Source organism: Flavobacterium panici (assembly GCF_024499525.1).
In the GTDB taxonomy this organism is placed as follows: domain Bacteria; phylum Bacteroidota; class Bacteroidia; order Flavobacteriales; family Flavobacteriaceae; genus Flavobacterium; species Flavobacterium panici.
The window spans coordinates 1220435-1242172 of the sequence record NZ_CP100437.1 but is presented as its reverse complement, the minus strand read 5'-3'; the positions used below and the strand labels follow the sequence as shown (position 1 = coordinate 1242172).

19 protein-coding genes and 1 tRNA gene are annotated in these 21738 nt (G+C 31.2%); 7 read left to right on the top strand and 13 right to left on the bottom strand.

Annotation, left to right across the window (positions count from 1 at the left end):
• Nucleotides 1–68 precede the first annotated feature (68 nt).
• On the top strand, nucleotides 69–1145 hold the full coding sequence (locus tag NLJ00_RS05545) for a glycosyltransferase (RefSeq protein ID WP_256636515.1): 1077 nt from the start codon (nucleotides 69–71) through the stop codon (nucleotides 1143–1145).
• Here the strand turns inward: NLJ00_RS05545 and NLJ00_RS05540 are convergent.
• The 7 genes from NLJ00_RS05540 to NLJ00_RS05510 all read right to left on the bottom strand — a co-directional run bounded on the left by NLJ00_RS05540 (nucleotide 1114) and on the right by NLJ00_RS05510 (nucleotide 9590).
• Nucleotides 1114–2280: an O-antigen ligase family protein gene (locus NLJ00_RS05540; RefSeq protein WP_256636514.1), complete on the bottom strand. Its 1167-nt coding sequence runs from the start codon at nucleotides 2278–2280 to the stop codon at nucleotides 1114–1116. The two genes, NLJ00_RS05545 and NLJ00_RS05540, sit on opposite strands and share 32 nt — an antisense overlap.
• A 109-nt stretch (nucleotides 2281–2389) precedes the next feature.
• Entirely contained in the window at nucleotides 2390–3454 is a 1065-nt protein-coding gene (locus NLJ00_RS05535) for a hypothetical protein (RefSeq protein WP_256636513.1), read from the bottom strand.
• A gap of 15 nt (nucleotides 3455–3469) precedes the next feature.
• A complete protein-coding gene (locus tag NLJ00_RS05530; protein ID WP_256636512.1) occupies nucleotides 3470–4774 on the bottom strand; it encodes an oligosaccharide flippase family protein in 1305 nt (434 codons plus the stop codon).
• 7 nt (nucleotides 4775–4781) lie between these two features.
• Nucleotides 4782–5768, bottom strand: a complete 987-nt coding sequence (locus NLJ00_RS05525) for a hypothetical protein (protein WP_256636511.1) — start codon at nucleotides 5766–5768, stop codon at nucleotides 4782–4784.
• A 9-nt stretch (nucleotides 5769–5777) separates the two neighbouring features.
• Entirely contained in the window at nucleotides 5778–7457 is a 1680-nt protein-coding gene (locus tag NLJ00_RS05520) for a DUF6909 family protein (RefSeq protein ID WP_256636510.1), read from the bottom strand.
• Between the two features lie 136 nt (nucleotides 7458–7593).
• A complete protein-coding gene (locus NLJ00_RS05515; protein WP_256636509.1) occupies nucleotides 7594–9078 on the bottom strand; it encodes a GH3 auxin-responsive promoter family protein in 1485 nt (494 codons plus the stop codon).
• Nucleotides 9079–9089: 11 nt separating this feature from the next.
• On the bottom strand, nucleotides 9090–9590 hold the full coding sequence (locus tag NLJ00_RS05510; RefSeq protein WP_053473019.1) for a hypothetical protein: 501 nt from the start codon (nucleotides 9588–9590) through the stop codon (nucleotides 9090–9092).
• Nucleotides 9591–9801: 211 nt separating this feature from the next.
• Between NLJ00_RS05510 and NLJ00_RS05505 the strand changes: the two genes are divergently transcribed.
• Complete coding sequence (locus tag NLJ00_RS05505; protein ID WP_042564899.1) at nucleotides 9802–9981, top strand: Sec-independent protein translocase subunit TatA/TatB; 180 nt, start codon at nucleotides 9802–9804, stop codon at nucleotides 9979–9981.
• A 96-nt stretch (nucleotides 9982–10077) separates the two neighbouring features.
• On the opposite strand, the gene NLJ00_RS05500 is transcribed toward NLJ00_RS05505, so the two are convergent.
• Nucleotides 10078–12201, bottom strand: coding sequence for a Tex family protein (locus tag NLJ00_RS05500; protein ID WP_256636508.1), 2124 nt, complete (start codon nucleotides 12199–12201; stop codon nucleotides 10078–10080).
• A gap of 115 nt (nucleotides 12202–12316) precedes the next feature.
• Between NLJ00_RS05500 and NLJ00_RS05495 the strand changes: the two genes are divergently transcribed.
• The gene (locus tag NLJ00_RS05495; protein ID WP_256636507.1) at nucleotides 12317–12586 is read left to right on the top strand and encodes a DUF1294 domain-containing protein; all 270 of its coding nucleotides are present in this window, start codon (nucleotides 12317–12319) and stop codon (nucleotides 12584–12586) included.
• A 157-nt stretch (nucleotides 12587–12743) separates the two neighbouring features.
• Here NLJ00_RS05495 and rpiB read toward each other — a convergent pair whose 3' ends face one another.
• Nucleotides 12744–13172 carry a ribose 5-phosphate isomerase B gene (gene rpiB / locus NLJ00_RS05490; RefSeq protein ID WP_256636506.1) on the bottom strand — a complete coding sequence of 143 codons (429 nt, stop codon included), beginning with the start codon at nucleotides 13170–13172 and terminating at the stop codon, nucleotides 12744–12746.
• Nucleotides 13173–14066: 894 nt separating this feature from the next.
• A complete protein-coding gene (locus tag NLJ00_RS05485; RefSeq protein ID WP_053473022.1) occupies nucleotides 14067–14300 on the bottom strand; it encodes a putative signal transducing protein in 234 nt (77 codons plus the stop codon).
• 110 nt (nucleotides 14301–14410) lie between these two features.
• Between NLJ00_RS05485 and rnr the strand changes: the two genes are divergently transcribed.
• Genes rnr through NLJ00_RS05470 form a run of 3 tightly spaced genes read left to right on the top strand, consistent with a single transcriptional unit; the run spans nucleotide 14411 to nucleotide 17980 of the window.
• Nucleotides 14411–16591 carry a ribonuclease R gene (gene rnr, locus NLJ00_RS05480; RefSeq protein ID WP_256636505.1) on the top strand — a complete coding sequence of 727 codons (2181 nt, stop codon included), beginning with the start codon at nucleotides 14411–14413 and terminating at the stop codon, nucleotides 16589–16591.
• Between the two features lie 25 nt (nucleotides 16592–16616).
• Nucleotides 16617–17285, top strand: coding sequence for a head GIN domain-containing protein (locus tag NLJ00_RS05475; RefSeq protein ID WP_256636504.1), 669 nt, complete (start codon nucleotides 16617–16619; stop codon nucleotides 17283–17285).
• A 14-nt stretch (nucleotides 17286–17299) separates the two neighbouring features.
• A complete protein-coding gene (locus tag NLJ00_RS05470) occupies nucleotides 17300–17980 on the top strand; it encodes a LysE family translocator (RefSeq protein ID WP_053473025.1) in 681 nt (226 codons plus the stop codon).
• A 272-nt stretch (nucleotides 17981–18252) separates the two neighbouring features.
• On the opposite strand, the gene NLJ00_RS05465 is transcribed toward NLJ00_RS05470, so the two are convergent.
• The 3 genes from NLJ00_RS05465 to NLJ00_RS05455 all read right to left on the bottom strand — a co-directional run bounded on the left by NLJ00_RS05465 (nucleotide 18253) and on the right by NLJ00_RS05455 (nucleotide 19038).
• Nucleotides 18253–18323 (bottom strand) — tRNA-Cys (locus NLJ00_RS05465).
• Nucleotides 18324–18417: 94 nt separating this feature from the next.
• Nucleotides 18418–18777, bottom strand: coding sequence for a dihydroneopterin aldolase (gene folB / locus NLJ00_RS05460; protein ID WP_256636503.1), 360 nt, complete (start codon nucleotides 18775–18777; stop codon nucleotides 18418–18420).
• A gap of 60 nt (nucleotides 18778–18837) precedes the next feature.
• Complete coding sequence (locus tag NLJ00_RS05455; protein ID WP_256636502.1) at nucleotides 18838–19038, bottom strand: hypothetical protein; 201 nt, start codon at nucleotides 19036–19038, stop codon at nucleotides 18838–18840.
• Nucleotides 19039–19167: 129 nt separating this feature from the next.
• Here NLJ00_RS05455 and NLJ00_RS05450 point away from each other — a divergent pair, with 129 nt between their 5' ends.
• A complete protein-coding gene (locus tag NLJ00_RS05450) occupies nucleotides 19168–21285 on the top strand; it encodes a glutamine--tRNA ligase/YqeY domain fusion protein (protein WP_256636501.1) in 2118 nt (705 codons plus the stop codon).
• Nucleotides 21286–21738: the final 453 nt, after the last annotated feature.

Sequence of the window (21738 nt, the reverse complement as noted above, 5' to 3'; positions counted from 1 at the left end):
GAATTCTATTTTTTAATTCATTATTAAATTGGTTTATTCTATTTTTACGAAACTAAATTTTGAATGTTTTGAAAGTTGTACACGTTGTGGAAGCACTAGAAGGTGGTGTTTATACTTATTTTAAAGATTTGTCAGCTTTCTTTGGTGATGAGAAAAATCCCAAAACCATAGAAACTACCATTATTTATAGCAGTAACAGAAATGGTGTTAGTGTAGAGAAAGTTAACTCTGAATTTTCTAAAGGCATTAACTTAATAAATATCAATATGGTAAGAGAGATTTCTTTCCTGCAGGATTACCGCGCCATTATTAAACTTACCAAAGAACTTAAAAAAATCAATCCTGACATAATTCACCTTCATTCGTCAAAAGCGGGTGTTTTAGGGCGAATCGCTGCTTTTTTCTTATTCAAAAAAGTAAAAATTTTTTATACGCCACACGGCTATGCTTTTTTAAGAACGGATATTTCAAAAACTACAAAAAAATTCTATTCTGTTATAGAAAAAGGTCTTCAATGGATTTTTGGAGGAACAATTATTGCATGCGGCGACACCGAGTTTGAAATTGCAAAAAATATTGGACCTGCAAAACTCATTCGAAATGGAGTTGATATTATAGATATTCGTCAGCATTTTTTTCCTCACCAAAATGCAAAATTGACAATTGGAATTTTGGGCAGAATCACCGCAGCAAGAAATCCACAATTGTTTAATGATATTGCTTTACGTTTTCCTGATTTTAATTTTGTCTGGATTGGAGATGGAGAACTAAATCATTTAATTACAGCTCCTAACATTAAAATTACCGGATGGATTTTAGACAAAAAAGTCGTTTTTGAAAAATTAAATTCTATCGATGTTTATCTTCAAACTTCTCTTTGGGAAGGTTTACCTATTGCTGTTTTAGAAGCTATGGTATTAGAAAAACCTATAATTGCAACGAACATTATTGGAAATAAAGACATTGTTGTTCCTGATCAAACCGGGTTTCTTTTTGACAAAATCGATGAATTAGAAAACTATTTTGATATTTTAAAAGAGCCAAAAACGAGAGCTCAATTTGGAGAAAATGCATTAAAAAGATGCTATGAGCTTTTTGATAAAGATGAAAATTTTAAACAGCTTCTGGCCCTTTATCAAGTGTAATTTTTTGCTGTAGCCAATAACTGGAAAAAATAGAAAACCAAAGTCCGCTAAAGGCAATTCCATCAAATCGAAGCAGGAAATCATCTATTAAGTTTGAAGTCAAAAAGATGATGAAAAACGTAATTATTACGGCGTTTTTTAAATCGTAACCTAAATATCCAATAGTAAAAATATAAAGCATTACAACCAGAGGGCCGAGGATTCCAAACTTCAATAAAAAATCTAAAAACTGGTTATGCGTTGGGAATTCGAATTTGGCCAGAAACTTTTGGTTTGTTTCTTTGTAATATTTATTTAATTCCGGCTTTCCATCTGAAGCACCAACTCCAAAAGGAAGGTTTTTAACCGATAATTCCCATGCTGATTTCCAGATTGAAAATCGTGTTGCCAAGGTATTAAAAGCATAAATTTCCGGATGATCTATTTCATCTAGTTTCCCCACTTTATCCATGTAAGCAAAAGTTACCGTAGAATATTTCTGTTTCATGTATGGATTCTTCTGCACGAAAAAAAACAATATACCGCCTAATACAATTAAAAGTCCTATTGACGTTAATGCGATTCTGCTTAAACTAATCTTTGACTTTATTTCAACAATAAAAACGATAGCGTAACCAATTAAAACATTCACTAACGCCATTCTTGTATTGACCAAAAGCACAAAGGAAAACGATAATAAAAAGACCGCAAATCGAAGAATTTTAAGGGCTCTTTTTTCATCATTATGAAAACTGTAAAAAACAAAATAAAATGCACAAACGGAAACAAATGCCAAGTGCATATTTAGGGCTGGTGCATGAATACCAATACTGTCTGCAAATTTATAACCTATTTCAAACAGGTCAATTCTGTTTAAATATTTGCTTAACAAATCAGGATATAGAATATAAAACCTTATTGTAAATCCCAGCATTATCATTGTTGTTGCAATACTGTAAGTTTCTATTAATTTTAAAAATTTTACCCGTTGATAATTCCCAATAATAAAAATTGGAAATAACACTAATGAGGTGCTTTTTTCAATAGCTTTTAATCCTTTAGAAAAAGAATCGTTGTTCCAAAAAAGTAATAATTCTAACAAAACTGGTGAAGCAATACAAAGAATTAAAATCCATGATGTTTTGGTGAATTTCAATTTTCGGATAAAAATCAAATTAAAAACACCAAACAAAATAATAAGTAATGAGCATGGTTTTCTGAAAATCATTGCAATAGCAATCAGACACAAAAAAACATGGAATAATTTATTGAAGTTCTTTTCTGAAAGATTCATAGTATAATGCAAAATAAATTAATGGAAAAACACCCATTTTATGGCGAACTGCGGTACCCAAATCGGGTTCGAAAACCCCTTGTACAATAAAAAAAGCAAAAATGATAAGCAGTACTAAAAGTTCTTTAGAATATCGTTTTCTATCTGCCAGACATTTGGCAAAACGGACTAATAAAATGTAAAATAAAAGCAGCTGCCAAATTATAAAAACAACAATTTGCGGAGACAGTATATGTTTTAAGCCGTTTAAAGGAACATTGACTGTGAAAAATCCATAAAAGATACCAATTGTTTCTCCGTACCATGTATCTGTCTTCACGGGAGAAATAATTATAGAATTCGCATCTGAAGAACCAACCCTATCGCTGTTTACCAGTTCACGGCTAATTTCAGAAAGGTATTTTCCTTTTATAATACCATGACTAAAAGATAGAAAAACTGCAATCAATAAACCATAAAATATAGTGGTTATGGTTTTACTTTTGAAACTTATCAAACTTACGAAATACATTCCGGCTCCAATAACGGGAATCAAAAGATAATAGGGACGAAAAAATACTCCAAAAATTAATAATAAAAGTGTGGAATATATAATTGTTTTTTTTAGAGAAATCTGTTGATTCAGACACATAAAAACAATTGGTGAGATATATAAAAAGGTTATAAACTCTTTTGATGGCATTGACATAAAAATGGCAATCATTAAAATTCCCATATATACCAGTATGTTCTTAACTGTTAGCTTTTCAAATTGATCCGGGATCCCAATTTTATAGAGAATATACATTAAAAGCGGAAACTGAATTAAGGCAATAACAGGAAATGGCAAATAACGAAGTCCGGAAATTTTATATAATAAAATGGAAACCGGATAACTTCCTATGTAACCTATTTCATTACTTTTATCATAAGCAATAATGGCTGCATCATAAAAAAACTTGGGTGGTAAAATAAAAAAAGCTATTACTGCAACAAACAAATTTGCCGCCGCAATCAGCAAAAATGCTGCCTTACTTTTTTCAATTTTAGTTTTCATGTTAAACTCATTTTTTTAATGCAAAAAAATCAATATTTTATCTTTTCGATAGATAATTATAGCCGCAATACCATTCCAAAAAAGCATACTTGAAACGAATGCAATTGCTGCTCCAATCATGCCATATTCCGGAATCAAAAATCGGTTTAAAATAAAATTAATTACGACAGCCACAATTAGAATAATCTGAAAAATATGCTGTCTTCCGGTCATATTTAAATAAACAGGAGCCGAACCAAATGCTGAACAAATTCCCTGACCGATTATTAAAATTAAAAAAGCTTGCTGTGCGGCAATATATTGATGCCCGAAAAAGGACAAAACATACTCTGAAAAAACACTTATTAATAAAATTACAGGAAAGGTAATCCCAAATATTAAACGAGAACTGTTCCTAAGAATCTTTCTTAATTCTGTGATGTTATGACTTGAAAACAGCTCTGCAATTTTGGCTGAAACGGTAATGTTTACTGTTAATATAATTACTGAAACAATAGTCATAACTTTTACTCCAACAGAATAAAATGCAACTGCTTCGTCGTTTCGATATTTTTTTAAAAACATAATATCAAAACACATTAATAAAAACATAGCCATTCCGCTAATTGCAATTGGGTATGATTTTTTAAAAATTTCTTTTTTAGAAAAAATTTCAGGTGTGCTTTTTTCTACTGTGTTATTAAAATAAATGAAAACAAAAATTGAGCTTAAAATCGCTAAAACAACAAATCCTAATAAAAAAACATCTACTAAATAAGTTTCTTTATGGTAATAAAATAAGACTATTGAACCAATTATCAATGGAATATATTTTAAGATATTTCTAAATAACTCCGCAATATATAATTTATCTAAGGCTCTAAAAACCTCGGTGTTAAAAAGCGATAATCCATAGAAAAATAATATTGACGCCCCTTTTAAAAGTATCGTATAAACCTCATCATCTGAAAAATAATTATTTATTCTTTTTTCATCAATACATAAAATGATAATTAAAGCCAATACCGAAGCCGTAAAAAGCATCATTATCATTTTTATATATACTTTTTTGAGCTGTTCAACTTCATTTTTACTTACCAAAAAGCCTTTGAAATATAAAATTGACTGGTCAAAACCAAGCATACATATACATCCGGCAGCTAATAAAAAGGATCTTACAAAATCGTATTGACCAACTAGTTTTGGGGTATAGTTTTTGGTTAAAAAAACGGTGAAAACAAACAATAAAAAAACTCCAGATATCCGCAAAAACAAAGTACTTAAACTTTGCTTTAGAAATGGATTTTTTGAAATTCTTTCAAAGATTTTATTCGTTTTCAAATGAATGTTATTTAACCTGCGATTTCAAAAGTTGTTTACGATAAAACTTTTTAAACAAATGAATTAAAACAAAAGCTAAGATCAAGAAAAGAGGAAACATTATTTTGAAATTTCCATTTGTAATTTTAGTATTATTGATGTTTAAAGTCGCATTAATTTCTTTAATCGTCTTGTCATAATTCACCAGCCTTAATCTGTTTTTTCCCTGATCTGTAATTAAATACTGTTTTGTTTTAATCATGTCATTTAACTGGGTGTTTTCATTGTAATAAACCAGTTTGTCATTTTTAGGTCCGTTTTTTACAGTATTTGAAAAACCATTTAAAACTTGGTCAATTTGCGATATAATAGTATCATTTTGAACTATTTGCTGTTCAAGGTTTTTATATCCTATTTTTTGAAGCGCATCAAAATATTTTGAATTGTTTAAATATTTCAACAATGGCTCAACAATATCTTTTTCGTTTGTTACTGCGTTTGATACAAACGAAATAGTATGAAAAGTATAGTTTTTGCTCGTTACATTATCTTCTAAAACTTTACTGACTTCGCCAACCTCAGCCATTAATTTTATAAGTTCAAAATTCTGTTCTTTGTCTTCGATAAATTTATAGACATCGGCGATTGGTTTTATTTCAATTTTTTTGATTGTTTTTGGATGCTGAATTCCAACAACATTTTTTAAGAAAACTGTATCGCCCGAAATAATTTTCGATTCTATTAAATCTATTTTAGTATACAGATAATCAACGCTGCCAAAATTTGGTGTTACAATAATCTGATTTTGAAACGATTTTTTACTTGCATCTAAATACCAGCCCAATCCAAATCCGAGAATTACTAAAATGGCAACGATAATCCAGTTTCTAATAAAAAACTGAATCGATCGAAAAATTAAGACATTTATTCGATCAAAAAAGCTGCCGATACTTTTAGAAAGCTGAAAAATATCAATCTCTTGATCAGTATTATTTTGTGGTACTTTTGTACTCATTTTTGGTTTTTATTTGATGTTGAAAATCTGCTCTAAAATTTTAATTGTGATCAGATAAGTTGGTTTTACACCCGTTGTTCCCAATCCGCCCGAAGCTAATGTACTTCCTGTTTCTAATGGATTATCTGAAGCATAATATGCGTAACGAACTTTTATATCGTGCGGCACGCTTTTTCTAATTTTTGATGCCGACTGAATTGCTTTTTGATAATAAGAACCTTCCATTTCAAGACCAATTACACCCCAAGTTGATTCGTGGAAAAATTTCAATAAATCTCTGTTTTGTAATGAAGTTCCCAAAACGGTAACCATTGCACCTTCATAAACGTCGATGTCGTTTCCTTCGAACATTGCGCCTGTTAATTCATTTTCGAAGAAATAGTTATCCGCCGTTCCTTCATTTATATGTGCCGAAGGAATCATGATATCACCTTTTCCTCCTTCCAGAATTCCGGCTTTACCCATAATAGAAACTGATCTTACATTTAGTAATGTTTCTTTTTTAAATGGTTTTAAAAGCTCATCGATTGTTTCATAGGCCTGTTCTCCAAAAGCATAATCCATTACGATAATTACCGGTTTCTCTTCGTCGATATTAGCGTATGAAAATGCCGTTTTTGACCAGTCAATTTTGGCGGTATCAAAAATTTGAACGTCGATATTTGTTCCTGAAGTATCTGGTAAAGAAATCATTCCATTTTTTAACGCCAATTCTTCAACCTGAGTTCTTATTTCTTTTGAACCCGAGCTGCTTAATTCTTCATAAATAAAGAAATCTGTTTTGCCTTTGTATTTTGATGTTAATAAAGGTGTTGCAAAAATCGAGTTCATCACGCTGTGCATATTGGCACTTATTACGTGAATTGGACGTTTTAAAAGATCGTTTGCTTTTAGAACTTCTTTGATGTTTGTTGCCCAGATTTCTCCGTGAATATGATGTCCAAGACGTTCACGTAAAACCGGACTAAAAGTTATCGTTCGTTTATTGTTTTCTACAATTTCTTCAATTGCTAATTTCCCTAACCAATAGATAACATGCAGGAAACGATCTGGCGCATTTTCGGAACCAAAAGCATCGTAAATATCTAAAACTTCTTCAAAAGTTCTGGCTAAAATATTCGCAACATGCGAAATTGCTTTTTCTTTTTCAATCTGCGAAAGCTTTTTTGTCTGCGTAACGGCTTGTTCTAATTTTAGCCAATCACGCGAAACTTCTCCGCCATCGTCAATTAAAACTCTATTTTTAATTTTATGAGATTCGATGAAAATAAAAGTCAAATGTGTCAGGATATCATAAATGTCCGAACGTCCACGCGTGATTTCAACATTCATTTGTTCTTCGTCAATTCTGTAGCAATTTCTTCTTCTTTTTGGAGGAACAATTGGCTGAAAATGTGATTTAGAATATCCTTCGTCTGAAGTTAAGTTAATGAATCGGCATTGTTCAATTCCTATCGGAAGACGCTCTATAACGTATAAAAGCCCGTTTAATTCTACTTTTTCTTCGGCAATATTTCCGTAGATTTCCGGACGTAATGCTAATAATGATTCGCGTAAGCTGTCACCAGAAACTCCCATTGGTTTGTAAAAACCACGGTTGAATAAATGGCGCATTGTAATGTACATTTTTTCTATCGCTGCAGATGATTCCTGAGCTCTTGATCTTGATATATGTTTGGTTTCTTTCATTTTATTTTATTTTAAAAATCTTCGAAATAGTGAAGATCATTCTAACTTTTGACAAGCGAAAGTAGGAATTATATATGTAATTTCAGTAAAATGGTATTTAACAAATTGTTAGAAGAGATTAATAAAATCGATGATTCTATTTCAAATTATCCGCAATCTTTCTGTCATTTGACAATCTCGGAATTTTATTTTGTCCGCCAAGTTTGCCTTGCGATTTCATGTATTCCTGAAATCCGTTTTTTGAAACTTTACTGATAACGACTTTTCTTAAAACGTTTCCGGTAATTAAATCGTCATAATAAATATTTTGTTTTCGCATCGAATCATCAATTGCTTCCGCAAAAATTTCTATATTTTCTGGCTCTTTTTCAAACTCTATTAACCATTCATGATATGGCAATCCATTTGCCGGCGTGATTTGCGGCGCAACGGTAAATTCGTTTATGACAATGTTAGTTCCTGCAGTTGCTTCTTTCATGGCGTTTTCGACTTCATTTGCAATAACATGTTCTCCAAAAGCAGAAATGTAATGTTTGATACGTCCTGAAACTATGACACGATACGGAGCCAAAGAGGTGAACTGAATCGTATCGCCAATATTATAACCCCAAAGTCCGGCATTCGTAGAAACTATTAGAGCATAATTTACGCCCATTTCTACTTCACCAATTGTATAACGTTTTGGGTTTTCGGTAAAGAATTCATCGGCTTTAATGAATTCGTAGAAAATTCCGGAATTCAATAGTAAAAGCATTCCTTTTGCTTCTTGAGAATCCTGATACGCAAAAAATCCTTCAGAAGCAGGAAACAGCTCAATGCTGTCTACTTTTTTACCAATCATTTGCTCAAACTTGGCACGATAAGGTTCGTAATTAACACCTCCGTAAATGAACAAATTAAAATTCTTAAAGATTTCGCTTATCTTTTTTCCTCCGCTTTTTTCCTGTAAACGCTCAAAGTACATTTGTACCCAGGACGGAATTCCGGAAATCACAGACATGTTTTCATTAATCGTCTCGCCTACAATTGTATTTACTTTGGTTTCCCAATCATCAATACAATTGGTTTCCCAAGATGGCATTCGGTTTTTTTGTAAATATTTCGGAACAAAATGTGCCACAATTCCCGAAAGTCTTCCAAATTTAATTCCGTGCTTTTCAGTCAAAATTGGGCTACCTTGTAAAAAAATCATTTTACCATCAACAAAATCAGCATTTCCGGTTTCGTTAATATAATGTAGAATTGCATTACGAGCCGCATTGACATGCGTAGGCATTGATTCTTTTGTGAGCGGAATATATTTGGCGCCAGAAGTTGTTCCCGATGTTTTGGCAAAATAAAGAGGTTTTCCTTTCCACAGAATGTTTTCTTCTCCAGCCTTAACCTTTTCGATATAATTTTTTAAATCTTCGTAATCGCGAATAGGAACGTTTTTTTGAAAATCTTCAAATGTTTTTATTGAGGCAAAATTATGATCTTTTCCAAATTCTGTTTCTTTCGCATTTTCGATCAGGCTTTTAAAAACTTCTATTTGAGTTTCAATTGGTTTATTGGCCCAAGAAAGTGTTTGGTTGTATATTTTGCGGGCAAATATTTTTGCTGCTATCGATTTAATTGACATTTTTTGTGGTATTATTTTTTGTCGCTTTTGTTTTTCTTGCCCTTTTTCTGGCTTGTCTCCTGCTCTATTTTTGCCACTTCTTCCCTTAGTTTAATTTCTTCTTCAGAAGCTTTCATATTTAAATCTGAAGGTTCATCGGCTTCACCTATAATAGAGTCTTTATTAAATTTTGCGTATTCAAGCTGACCACTCAAAACTTTTTGAACTCCTTTTATATAAGCTTCATTTTTTTTAAGCGCTGTTTCTAATGAATCCGATTTTATGGCCAATTCCGTGGCATTTCTTTTTAATTGAGAAGAAGAATAACCCGGAATAAATTCTCGTAAAGGAGTAAATGCGATAATGAAAGTAGTAACCAGAATAAGAAATATTCCGCCTAAAGTAAACATTACAAACACATTCATTAGTGTAAGTCTGAAAGAAAAAATTTCTTCAAAAGTATCTTCATTCAAAATTACCAATCGGTTTTTGATGAATAATTTTTTCCTTAAGTTCCTTTTTTTCTTAGCCATTTTGGTTATTTATATGAGCAAATATAGTAATTAATCGCATTGTTAATGCTTGCAAAAAATGAGCATTTGCAGTAATATAATGATTTTATAAAATATTTAACGCACTAAAAAAGAAATTTTTTAATCCAAAAACCATTCTTGTTCGTATATTCTATATACCTTTGCGGTGAAAATAAAAAATCAATTTGCTTCGGCATTAAATATAATAGTCATGGGAAGATTAGGTCTTACAGAAATCCTTGTTATCGTAGGTATTGTGATATTACTTTTTGGAGGTAAAAAAATTCCAGAATTAATGAAAGGTTTAGGAAGTGGAATTAAGGAATTTAAAAACGCTGCTAAAGACGATCAACCAGCTCCTGCAAAAAAACAAGAGGAAGAAACAAAATAATAACCTTCAACTTATTAAAAATCCCAGATTACAAATTGTAGTCTGGGATTTTTTGTTTTATATCCTTTTGGATTAGGAATTTCTTTTTTGAAAATTTTAAAGCACCATCGTCAACTGAATTCTCTTTCTATCCTCATCAACCTCAGTAACCTTCACATCAACATGCTGATGTAATTTTACTACTTCGTTTACATCGCTTACAAAACCAGCTTTCAACTGCGAAATATGAACCAATCCGCTTTCTTTGATTCCGATATCAACAAAACAACCAAAGTTGGTGATGTTATTAACAATTCCCGGAAGAATCATTCCGGTTCTCAAATCTTTGATCGATTTTACATTTGCATCAAATTCAAAAACCTTAGCCGACTTTCTTGGGTCTAAGCCAGGCTTTTCAAGCTCTTTTATGATATCTTTTAGTGTAAGTAAACCTATTTCAGGCGTTACATATTTTTCGGGCTTAATAAGCGCCGTTTTATCTTTATTTGCAATTAAGTCATTTAACGAAAGATTCAAATCTTTTGCCATTTTTTCCACAACCGGATAAGCCTCCGGATGCACCGCCGAATTATCAAGCGGATTTTTAGCATTTGTAATTCTAATAAATGCAGCTCCCTGCTGATAAGCTTTATCGCCTAAACGCGGTACTTTTTTCAACTGTTTTCTGTCTTCAAAAGGTCCGTTTTCAGAACGGTATTGCACAATATTTTCAGCAAGCTTCTCTCCTATTCCACTCACATAACTTAGTAAATGTTTACTTGCCGTGTTAATATTAATTCCAACCGAGTTTACGCAGCGAATTACCGTACTGTCTAGTTCTTCTTTTAATTTAGTCTGGTCAACATCGTGTTGATATTGTCCAACTCCAATTGCTTTTGGGTCAATTTTTACCAATTCGGCCAAAGGATCTGAAAGTCGTCGTCCAATAGAAACCGAACCACGAACCGTTACATCATAATTAGGGAATTCTTCTCTAGCAATTTTTGATGCTGAATAAACCGACGCTCCAGCTTCAGAAACAATAAAAACCTGCACTGGTTTGTCAAACGCGATTTTTTTGATGAAAAATTCCGTTTCTCTTGAAGCAGTTCCGTTACCGATAGAAATCGCGTCAATTTGATACGCATTGACCATCGAACGGATTTTTTTTATCGCCATCGATTCCTCGTTTTGAGGTGCGTGCGGATAAATCGTTTCGTTGTATAATAAATCGCCTTTTTCGTCCAGACACACTACTTTACATCCGCTTCTAAATCCTGGATCGATTGCCAAAATTCGTTTTTCTCCTAAAGGCGGAGCCAATAATAACTGTCCTAAATTGTTAGCAAAAACCTGAATCGAATTAGCATCGGCTTTTGCTTTTGCTTCCTGCAAAGTTTCATTTCCAATTGCCGGATTCAATAAACGTTTGTAACTGTCCTCAATTGCTAATTGCAAATGAGCCGTTGTATTATTTTGTTTTTTAATGATGATTTCGTCAATAACATCGTAAGCATCATCGATATCAACATCAATTTTCATTTTGATAAAACCTTCATTTTCTGCACGAAGCATTGCTAGTAAACGATGCGCGGGCGCTTTTGTTAAAGATTCTTCCCAATCAAAATATTGACTGAATTTTTGAGCACCTTCTTCTTCGGCTTTCTTTTTTACGACTTTAGTTCCAATAGTTGCTTTTCTCTGGAACAATCTACGAAGCTGTTTACGAACGTAAATATTTTCGTTAATCCATTCGGCCACAATATCTCTTGCGCCTTGAATGGCTGCTTCTTCGTTAATAACATTTTCATTGATGTATTGTGTAGAAAGGAAATCAATATCAACATTACTTTCAGATATAATCAACTTTGCCAAAGGCTCCAAACCAAATTCGCGGGCAACATCGGCTTTTGTTTTTTTCTTCTTTTTATACGGAAGGTAAAAATCTTCTATTTCCTGTAAATCAAAACTTTCTTCAATTTTTTTCTTCAAATCTGGCGTAAGCGCTTTTTGTTCTTCAATAGATTTCAGAACTGCTTCTTTACGTTTTACAAGTGTATCATAATCTTTTTGCAATTTTGCAATCTGCTCAATTACAACTTCATCAAGATTTCCGGTAACGTCTTTTCGGTAACGCGAAATAAAAGGAATCGTACAATCCTCCTCTAGTAATTTTACAGTGTTTTGAATACTAACTGCAGGTGCCTGAACAGACTTTGCAATGAATTGAATATTAGTCATACTTTAATGAAATAAATTCTTAATTATAAATTGATATAATTTACTTGTTAAAATTAATTCGGAAATTAATCAATGATTCGGCTAAAATAATATCTTTGTTTTGAATATTATGCCAATGGAAATTTTTTTACTCTATTTTTTATTTATAAATATCATCGTTTTTATTTTTGCAGGTTATGATAAATATCTGGCCCGAAATAATAAACGAAGAATCCCCGAAAATACTTTGTTTTTTCTTGAAGCGATTGGAGGAACACCAGGTTTATTAACAGCAATGTTTTTCTACAGACATAAAACGACTAAAACCTCATTTATTATAAAATTCTCCCTAATTTTTTTGATTCAGGCTGGTTTAGTTTATTTCTACTTAACTAACAAAACATAGATATTAACAATGTTAATAACCTTCAAATTAGTTGATTTAATTCAACTTAATTAACTGTATTTTAATATATTAAACAAAAAACCGGATGAATTTTAAAAATCCGCCCGGTGTGTTTTTATTTATTTGGTGCGAAGCACCCGATTTTTTGAGACTCTTATTAACAAGCAATCTTATTAACTCGATTTTGGTGTCTTCCGCCTTCAAATGCAGTCGTTAAAAAAGTCTCAACGATTTCAACCGCTTGGTGAATAGAAGTAAAACGCGCCGGAATACTCACGATATTAGCATCGTTGTGTAAACGTGTTAAATAAGCAATTTCTTTAGTCCAGCATAATCCGGCTCTCACTTTTGGGTGTTTATTAACCGTCATTGCAATTCCGTTTCCGCTTCCGCAGATAACGATTCCAAAATCAGCTTTTCCTTCAGATACATCATTTGCAACCGGATGTCCAAAATCTGGGTAATCGACAGAGGCATCAGTATCTGTTCCATAATTCGTTACTTCATATCCTTTTGCTTCAAGCATTGCCACAATTGCTTTTTTATATTCTGGTCCTGCGTGGTCGTTTCCTATCGAAATTTTCATTTTTCTATACTATTAAGTTGTGTAGTACAAATTTACTCAATTAATAAATGTTTGCCACGAATTTCACTAATTTTCACTAATTTTTTGCTTACTAACATTTTACTGTGTTTTAAAAAATCAAAATTGAATTTGTTTACAAAAATTTAATACTTTAAAACTAAACTTTGTGTTCTTTTGCAGCAACAATTTAGTCAAAGATTATGCAAATTTCAATTTATCAACTTTGAGTAAAAACTTTATGTGCTTTACGTTAAATCCACTAAATACTGGATTATTTATAACTCACATCATATCAAAACCTTAACACTTATCAACATTTTTGATAACTCCATAAGTATCTCATAATCAATTAAGAATAAACAAAAAATTTGTTAAAATTTTAGAATGTTAATACCAAATCGTAATTCGTTGATATTCAATTAACTTTAAGTTAACATTATTTGTTAATAAGTTGAGATAGAAAATTAGAAGTTTTTTTTGGTTGTGTCAAAAAAAAACCTAATCCAAAACTGGAATTAAAAATCCTAATAAAGTTTCAGGAATTTTTGGAAAAGTTATCAATATCAAAAATGCCATTTTCAACAAATATCAACATATGAACTTATCTACAAAATGAATCTATTTTTGGTTGTCAACCGTTGTTAATTAAAATACAAAAAGTCTTATAAATTAATCTTTTAGCTCAATATAACTATGTTGATAACTCCCAATAACTAAGAGAAACTTCATTTCAATACTTTTAAAAATAAATTTATTCGACATATTAACAAGCTATAATAACCATCAAAAATTAATTAAATTTAAAATTTCTTTTTTGTTGTATTTAATATATGTTGAAAACTAAAAAAGTTGAAAAGGAAAAAAAATTTTTTTGAGTTTGAAAAAAGAAGGAATTTAAACGATTTTAAGTGGATTGTTTAGATTGTCCAGAATTTGCTGCACTTCTTCGAAATCGTTTGGATGAACTTTGAGTTTGATTCCGCCGAGCGCATTTGAGTAAAGCGGCATAACAGAAAGCGTCACTTCGTTTTCAAAAAAATATGGAATTTCTTCTTGTTCAAGTAAGTGTTTGAGAACCACTGTTTCGTGCAGATAATTGAATACGGCGATCGTCTTAAAGCTTTCCATATGAGGTCTTTTTGTAAATGTACGAAAAGTTATATTTTTAATAATTCTATTTGTTAAAAAGAATTATCTGATTTCTTATTTGTAATTTTAAACCTTATAAGAAAAGATATATGAGTAAGAAAATTAGAAAGCCGATAAAAAAAGAGAAAGATTTCTCTGGGAAGATCCTTAAGATTTTATCGCAAAATGCCAATAAGCCATTTAATTATAAACAGATAGGAGCGAAGTTAGAACTTGACGATACAAATAGCAGAAACCAGATTATAAAAGATTTAAAAATTCTGGCTGCTCAAAAGAAAATTGTAGAAACAGAACCTGGAAAATATTTAGTTAAAGCAATTAGTCAGGATTATTACGAAGGAACGATAGATATGACGAGCAGAAAAACGGCATATTTTATTTGTGACGAATTTGAAGAAGATGTTTTTATTCCGACTAATAATTTGAATCGTGCTTTAGATAAAGACAAAGTAAAAGTTTACGTTTATAACCGTAGAAAAGGTAAAAGACCAGAAGGTGAAGTAATTGAAGTTATAGAAAGAGATAAAACTGAATTTGTTGGAGTAATTGATATTCAGGCAAATTTTGCTTTTGTTTCAACTGCAAATCCTAAAATGTATACCGATATTTTTATTCCAAAGGATAAAATCGGTGAAGCAGAAAATGGAGATGTTGTTCTTGTAAAAATTGATGACTGGCCAAAAAGAGCCGATAGTCCGTTTGGATCTGTAATTAGAGTTTTAGGAAAACCCGGAGAACACAATACTGAGATTCATGCTATTTTAGCTGAATACGGATTGCCATCTGATTTCCCGGTAGAAGTAGAAGTTTTTGCACAAAAATTAGATACTTCGATTCAGGAATCTGAAATTGCAAAACGTCGTGATATGCGTGATACGCTTACGTTTACGATAGATCCAAAAGATGCAAAAGATTTTGATGATGCATTATCTTTCAAAAAGTTAGAGAACGGAAATTTCGAAATCGGAATCCATATTGCCGATGTTTCTTATTATTTAGAAGAAGGAACAATTCTGGATGATGAAGCTTATCAAAGAGCAACTTCGGTTTATTTAGTGGATAGAGTAGTGCCAATGCTTCCTGAAGTATTGTCTAATTTTGCCTGTTCACTTCGTCCGAATGAAGAGAAATATACATTCTCTGCAGTATTTGAAGTTTCTCCAGCTTCACAAGTTATCAACCAATGGTTTGGAAGAACAGTAATTTATTCAGATCAGCGTTTTGCTTATGAAGAAGCACAATATATCATTGAAACAAAAGACAATACGATTCCGGTTGATATTTCTATTACTGGAGAATCTTATGTGGTTTCAGATGAAATTGTAGAAGCAACTTTAAAACTAGATGAATTAGCTAAGATTTTAAGAAAGAAAAGAATGCAGAATGGTGCTATTTCTTTTGATAAAGTTGAAGTAAAATTTAATTTGAATGAAGAAGGAGAACCAGAAGGGGTTTACTTTAAAATCTCAAAAGATGCCAATCATCTAATTGAAGAATTCATGCTTTTGGCAAACAGAAAAGTGGCGGAATACATTGGTAAACAAAAGAAAACCTTTGTTTACAGGATTCACGACGAACCAAACGAAGATAAATTGATTGCGATGCAAACTGTAATTGCTAAATTTGGTTATAAAATTGATTTTAGAAATAAAGGCGATATTGCAAAATCATTGAACTCTTTGATGGAAGAAGTAAATGGTAAAAAAGAGCAAAACTTAATTGATACTCTTGCAATTAGAAGTATGAGTAAAGCCAAATATTCAACAGATAATATTGGACATTATGGTTTAGCTTTTGATTATTACAGCCATTTTACATCGCCAATTCGTCGTTATCCAGATGTTATGGTACATCGTTTGTTACAGTATTATCTGGATGGAGGAGCTTCTGTAGATGAAGAAACATATGAAACAAAAAGTTTACATTGTTCTAATATGGAAAGTTTAGCGACTAATGCTGAACGAGATAGTATTAAATACATGCAGGTTAAATACATGCAGGATCATCAGGATGAAGAATTTCTTGGTGTTATTTCTGGTGTTACAGAATGGGGAATTTATGTTGAAATCGTTTCTAATAAATGCGAAGGAATGGTAAGAATCAGAGAAATAAAAGATGATTATTATACTTTCGATGAAAAACAATATGCATTGGTTGGAGCTACTTCAAACAGCATTTTGCAATTAGGAGACGAAATTTATGTGAAAGTAAAAAATGCCGATTTAGTGAAGAAACAACTGGATTTTCATTTTTTACGAAGAGCAGAATAAGTATTAATTTTTTAAAAATAAAAGTATGAAAAAGCTAATTATTGGAGTAGCAATTTTATTTGTACAAATGTCTTTTAGTCAGGTTACTAAAGAGTTAGGTGATTTTGATACCGTAAAAGTTTACGATAAATTAAGTGTAAAATTAGTTCCGTCATCTGAAAATAAAGTTGTTATAAAAGGAGCAAGAGAAGCAGAGCTGGAAGCTGTTAACAAAAATGGTGTATTAAAATTAAGAATGCCTTTTCCTAAATTGCTGTCAGGAAATGATCTTGAAGTTACTTTGTATTATAAACACATTGAACTGATTGATGTTAATGAAGGTGCAGAAGTAATCAGTAAAGATGCTATAAAAGCAACTTCATTTAAAGTAAGTGCACAGGAAGGTGGAAAAATTAATGTAGATTTGAATGTTGATAAACTAAAAGTAAGTTCAGTTTCCGGCGGAGAAATCACGGCAACGGGTAAAGCAGATAACCTTGATGCAAGTTTAGGAGCCGGCGGATATTTCTTAGGAAGTAAATTAGCCACATCTCAGACTAAAGTAAGCGTTTCTGCGGGCGGAAAAGCTGATGTTAATGCATCAACCCTTGTTGACGCAAAAGTAAGCGCAGGAGGCTCTATTTACATTTATGGTAAACCAAAGCAAATAAATCAAAAAACAGTATTTGGAGGTAAAATCGAAGAAGTAAAATAACAACTAGTAATTTGATGATAAATGATATTCTGGCTGGACTGCCATGGGGACTTTTTCTAAGCTTTATGGTAGGTCCGGTATTTTTTATACTATTAGAAACCAGTATTACAAAAGGATTCAGAGCCGCATTGGTATTTGATCTAGGTGTAGTTCTAGGTGATATTTTTTTTATAGCAATTGCCTATTTAGGAAGTTATAGATTAATTCAGAGTTTAAAAGATAAACCTGCCCTTTTCATTTTTGGCGGAATAATTATGCTGGCTTACGGTATAATTTCCTTTGTAAGATTAAGAAATGAAGAAAAAATTGATGATGAAGAAATTGACCGTGATATTATAAAAAGAAATTACGGTAGTTTATTTATAAAAGGCTTTTTACTCAACGTTATCAACATTGGAGTTTTAGGTTTTTGGTTAGCTGTAATTATTTCAGTTGGACCAAAATTAGAAATGCAAAACTCAAGAATGATTACTTTTTTTACTTCAGTAATCATCACATATTTGTTAGTTGACTGTCTTAAAATATTATTAGCCAAACAATTAAAATCTAAAATGACACCAACTAATATCTTAAAAATCAAAAAAGGAATTAGTATTGTTTTAATGGTTTTTGGAGTGGTGTTAATAACTCAAGGCTGGTTTCCAAAAGAAAAAGAAATGGTTAAGAATGCTTTCGAAAAGATAGAAAATAAGTAGTTGTTAATAACTCAAAAATATAAAATTAAACCTCTGAATTTCAGAGGTTTTTTTATGTTTATAAGTCATTGCGAGGAACGAAGCAATCTCACGAAGTTATTCACGAAAAGTTTGTCATTTCGACCGAAGGGAGAAATCTTCGCAAGTAACTCCGCAACAATTATCCAATCTTTGTCGAGCTTCTCGCGAAGATTTCTCCTTCGTCGAAATGACAAGAATGTGGAAAAATTAGGCACAAAAAAAAAAGAGACACATTTCTGTATCTCTTTTAGAGGCATCGTCCGGATTCGAACCGGAGTAGGAGCTTTTGCAGAGCCCAGCCTAGCCGCTCGGCCACGACGCCATTGCTTGAACGGATGGCAAAAGTAACTAAAATCTTTAAAATTCAAAAGTTTCATATGAACTATTTTGAAAAAATACGATTTTAATTTAAATAATTACGCTCTAATTTCCGTCATTTTTATGGTAACTGATTCAACATCACCGCCAATAGGAGGATTTATTTTAGAAACCCAAACTGTTGTTTTTTCTACAGTTTCTATCTCTGCAAGTACACGATTATTGATTCTTTTAGCCACATGTTCTAATAAATGCGAACGAATTGCCATTTCTTCGGTAACAATTTTGTTCAAATGAACATAGTCAACAGTATCTAAAAGATGATCTGTATCTGCAGATTTTTGAAGATTAGTTTTCACTTTTAGATCTACTGTATAATCAGATCCAATTTTTCCTTCTTCAATTAAACATCCATGGTAAGAAAAAGTACGAATGTTTTTTAGTTTAATAACTCCCATTTTTATAATTTTATTCTTGTAGTATTTGGATTTCTATTGTAGTTTTTATTTTAGCCATTTTTAATCCATTTTATTTTTAAAATCTTCCCAACTAATATCCTCAGGTTTAGAATTTTTTATACGGTCTAAAATTATTTCTTGCTGCCATAATGGAATTTCATTTTCTATGTTTTCATCTATAGAAACATTTGGAATATATTTTAAAAAATTAATGAAAATATCATAAAAATCATCCTGAACGGTAATAGTCAATTGTCTCATAACTTTTAGTATTTATAGAAAATACAATATTCTAAGTTTCAGGTTTACTGAGAAGTTTCTAAAGAAAACTGTAAACTGTAAACCGAAAACTGTAAACTTTTTTATCTTTGCTAAAATTACTATAAAATAATGGCATCAGAAGAGAAATCACTCAATTTTATTGAACAAATCATAGAGGAAGATTTAAAATCAGGTCTTTCACAAACTAAACTTCATTTTCGTTTTCCACCAGAACCAAATGGTTATTTACACATTGGACATGCAAGTTCTATTGCATTAAATTTTGGTTTAGGTATTGATTATCAATCACCTGTAAACTTACGTTTTGATGATACAAACCCAGAAAAAGAAGAGCAGGAATTTGTTGACGCCATTAAAAAAGATGTAGAATGGCTGGGTTATACCTGGGCCGAAGAGCGTTATGCATCAGATTATTTTCAACAATTGTATGATTGGGCAGTTTTATTAATTAAAAAAGATAAAGCGTATGTTGACAGCCAGTCTTCTGAAGATATGGCTATTCAAAAAGGAACTCCATCTACAACTGGAACCGATTCTCCATTTAGAAATCGTTCTGTTGAAGAAAACTTAGATTTATTCGAAAGAATGAAAAACGGTGAATTTGAGGCTGGTACACATATTCTTCGTGCAAAAATTGACATGAAATCAACAAACATGTTAATGCGTGATCCTATCATGTACAGAATTTTACACAAGCATCATCATAGAACTGGAGATGCCTGGAAAATATATCCAATGTACGATTGGGCACATGGACAAAGTGATTATTTAGAAGAAATCTCACACTCATTTTGTACACTTGAATTCTTGCCTCACCGTGAATTATACGATTGGTTTTTAGATCAAATTTTAGATGAAAATAAACTACGTCCAAAGCAAAGAGAATTTGCAAGACGTAACTTATCACATACCGTTGTTAGTAAAAGAAAATTACAGCAACTAGTTAAAGAAAAGCATGTTAACGGTTGGGATGATCCTAGAATGTCAACAATTTCCGGGTTAAGAAGAAGAGGATATACAGCTGCATCTTTACGTAATTTTGCCAATACAATTGGTATTGCAAAACGTGATAATTTAATAAATGTATCGGTTTTAGAATTTTGTATTCGTGAAGATTTGAACAAAATTGCACCTCGTGTAATGGCTGTTTTAGATCCGGTAAAATTGGTAATTACAAATTATCCAGAAGGAAAAGAAGAATGGTTAGAAGCCGAAAATAATCAGGAAGATGAAAATGCAGGATTCAGAAAAGTACCTTTTTCTCGTGAATTATACATAGAAAGAGAAGACTTTTTAGAAGAAGCTCCAGCTAAATTTTTCCGCTTGACTTTAGGAAAAGAAGTACGTCTTAAAAATGCTTATATCATTAAAGGTGAAAGTGTTATAAAAGATGCTGAAGGTAATATTACCGAAATTCATGTAACGTATGACACCGATTCTTTAAGTGGAAGCGGGACAGAAGCAAGCCAAAGAAAAGTATCTGGAACATTGCATTGGGTTTCAATCCAGCATGCTCTTGAAGCCGAAGTTCGTTTGTACGATCGTTTGTTTACAGATGAAGCGCCGGACAGTTATAAAGACAAAAATTTCTTAGATTTTGTCAATCCAAATTCATTAGAAATTGTAACCGGATTTGTTGAACCAAGTTTATCAACAGTTCAAAATGAAGATAAATTCCAATTTCAACGTTTAGGTTATTTTACTGTTGATAAAGACTCAACTGCTTCAAAATTAGTATTTAACAAAACTGTTGGACTAAAAGATGCCTGGGAAGAAAAAGGCAAAAAAGAAGAAAACAGTATTAATAATTCTTTAAAAGAAATCAACAAATATTTTAAAGTTGAAACTAAACCAGAACGTATTGCAATTGAAAGTGCAATAGGGGAGAACATCAAAAATGTTTCTAGTTTTTCACTTTTACAAAATTCATTAAAGAAGAATATCAACAATAATAAAGCTTCATTGTTGTTTTCTCAATTTATTTTGAAATATTCAAGCTGGAAATCTTCAGATTTTGAAGAAGAAGATGTTAAGAAATTATATTCAATGTCTTTAAAAAGTGAATCAACTTATGTTCGATCAAAAGCACTTTTAAATTTAAGAGATATTGAAAGTGAAAGTTTAAAAAATCAATTTGATGATGAAATTTTAAAATTATATTCAAATCCTCCAAAAAATGCATCGGAGAGAGAAATTGAAATTTTATCTGAAATGGTAAAAAAATAAAAATAATTAGAATCTATTAAAAGCGCTTTTTATAAGCGCTTTTTTTATTATTTATATTTTCTATTAGAATTAAAATTTTTATAAATATTTTAAATTAAAAGTGACTTTAATAAATTAATTTTAAGACATTTTTTAATTTTCTCCATCTCTAGAATCCTTTTTTTTGAAATGTTTTTTTAAAACTCTTTATTTTAAGTTTCGTCTTTTTTTGTCATTTTTTGTTTTTTTCACTTCATAAAAATGGAAATTGAACTAATTTTTATTCATTAAAATAATTTATTAAATTTTTAATATTATTAATTTTAATTATTATTTATAAAATCTATTTAAATATTATAAATAATAGTTTTTATAGATTAATTTCAACCTTCATAAATTAATTTTAAGGTAATATTTAATTTAGGTCGACACATAACTCGTTTTTTGAATTATTGTTTATTTATGGCCTTAATT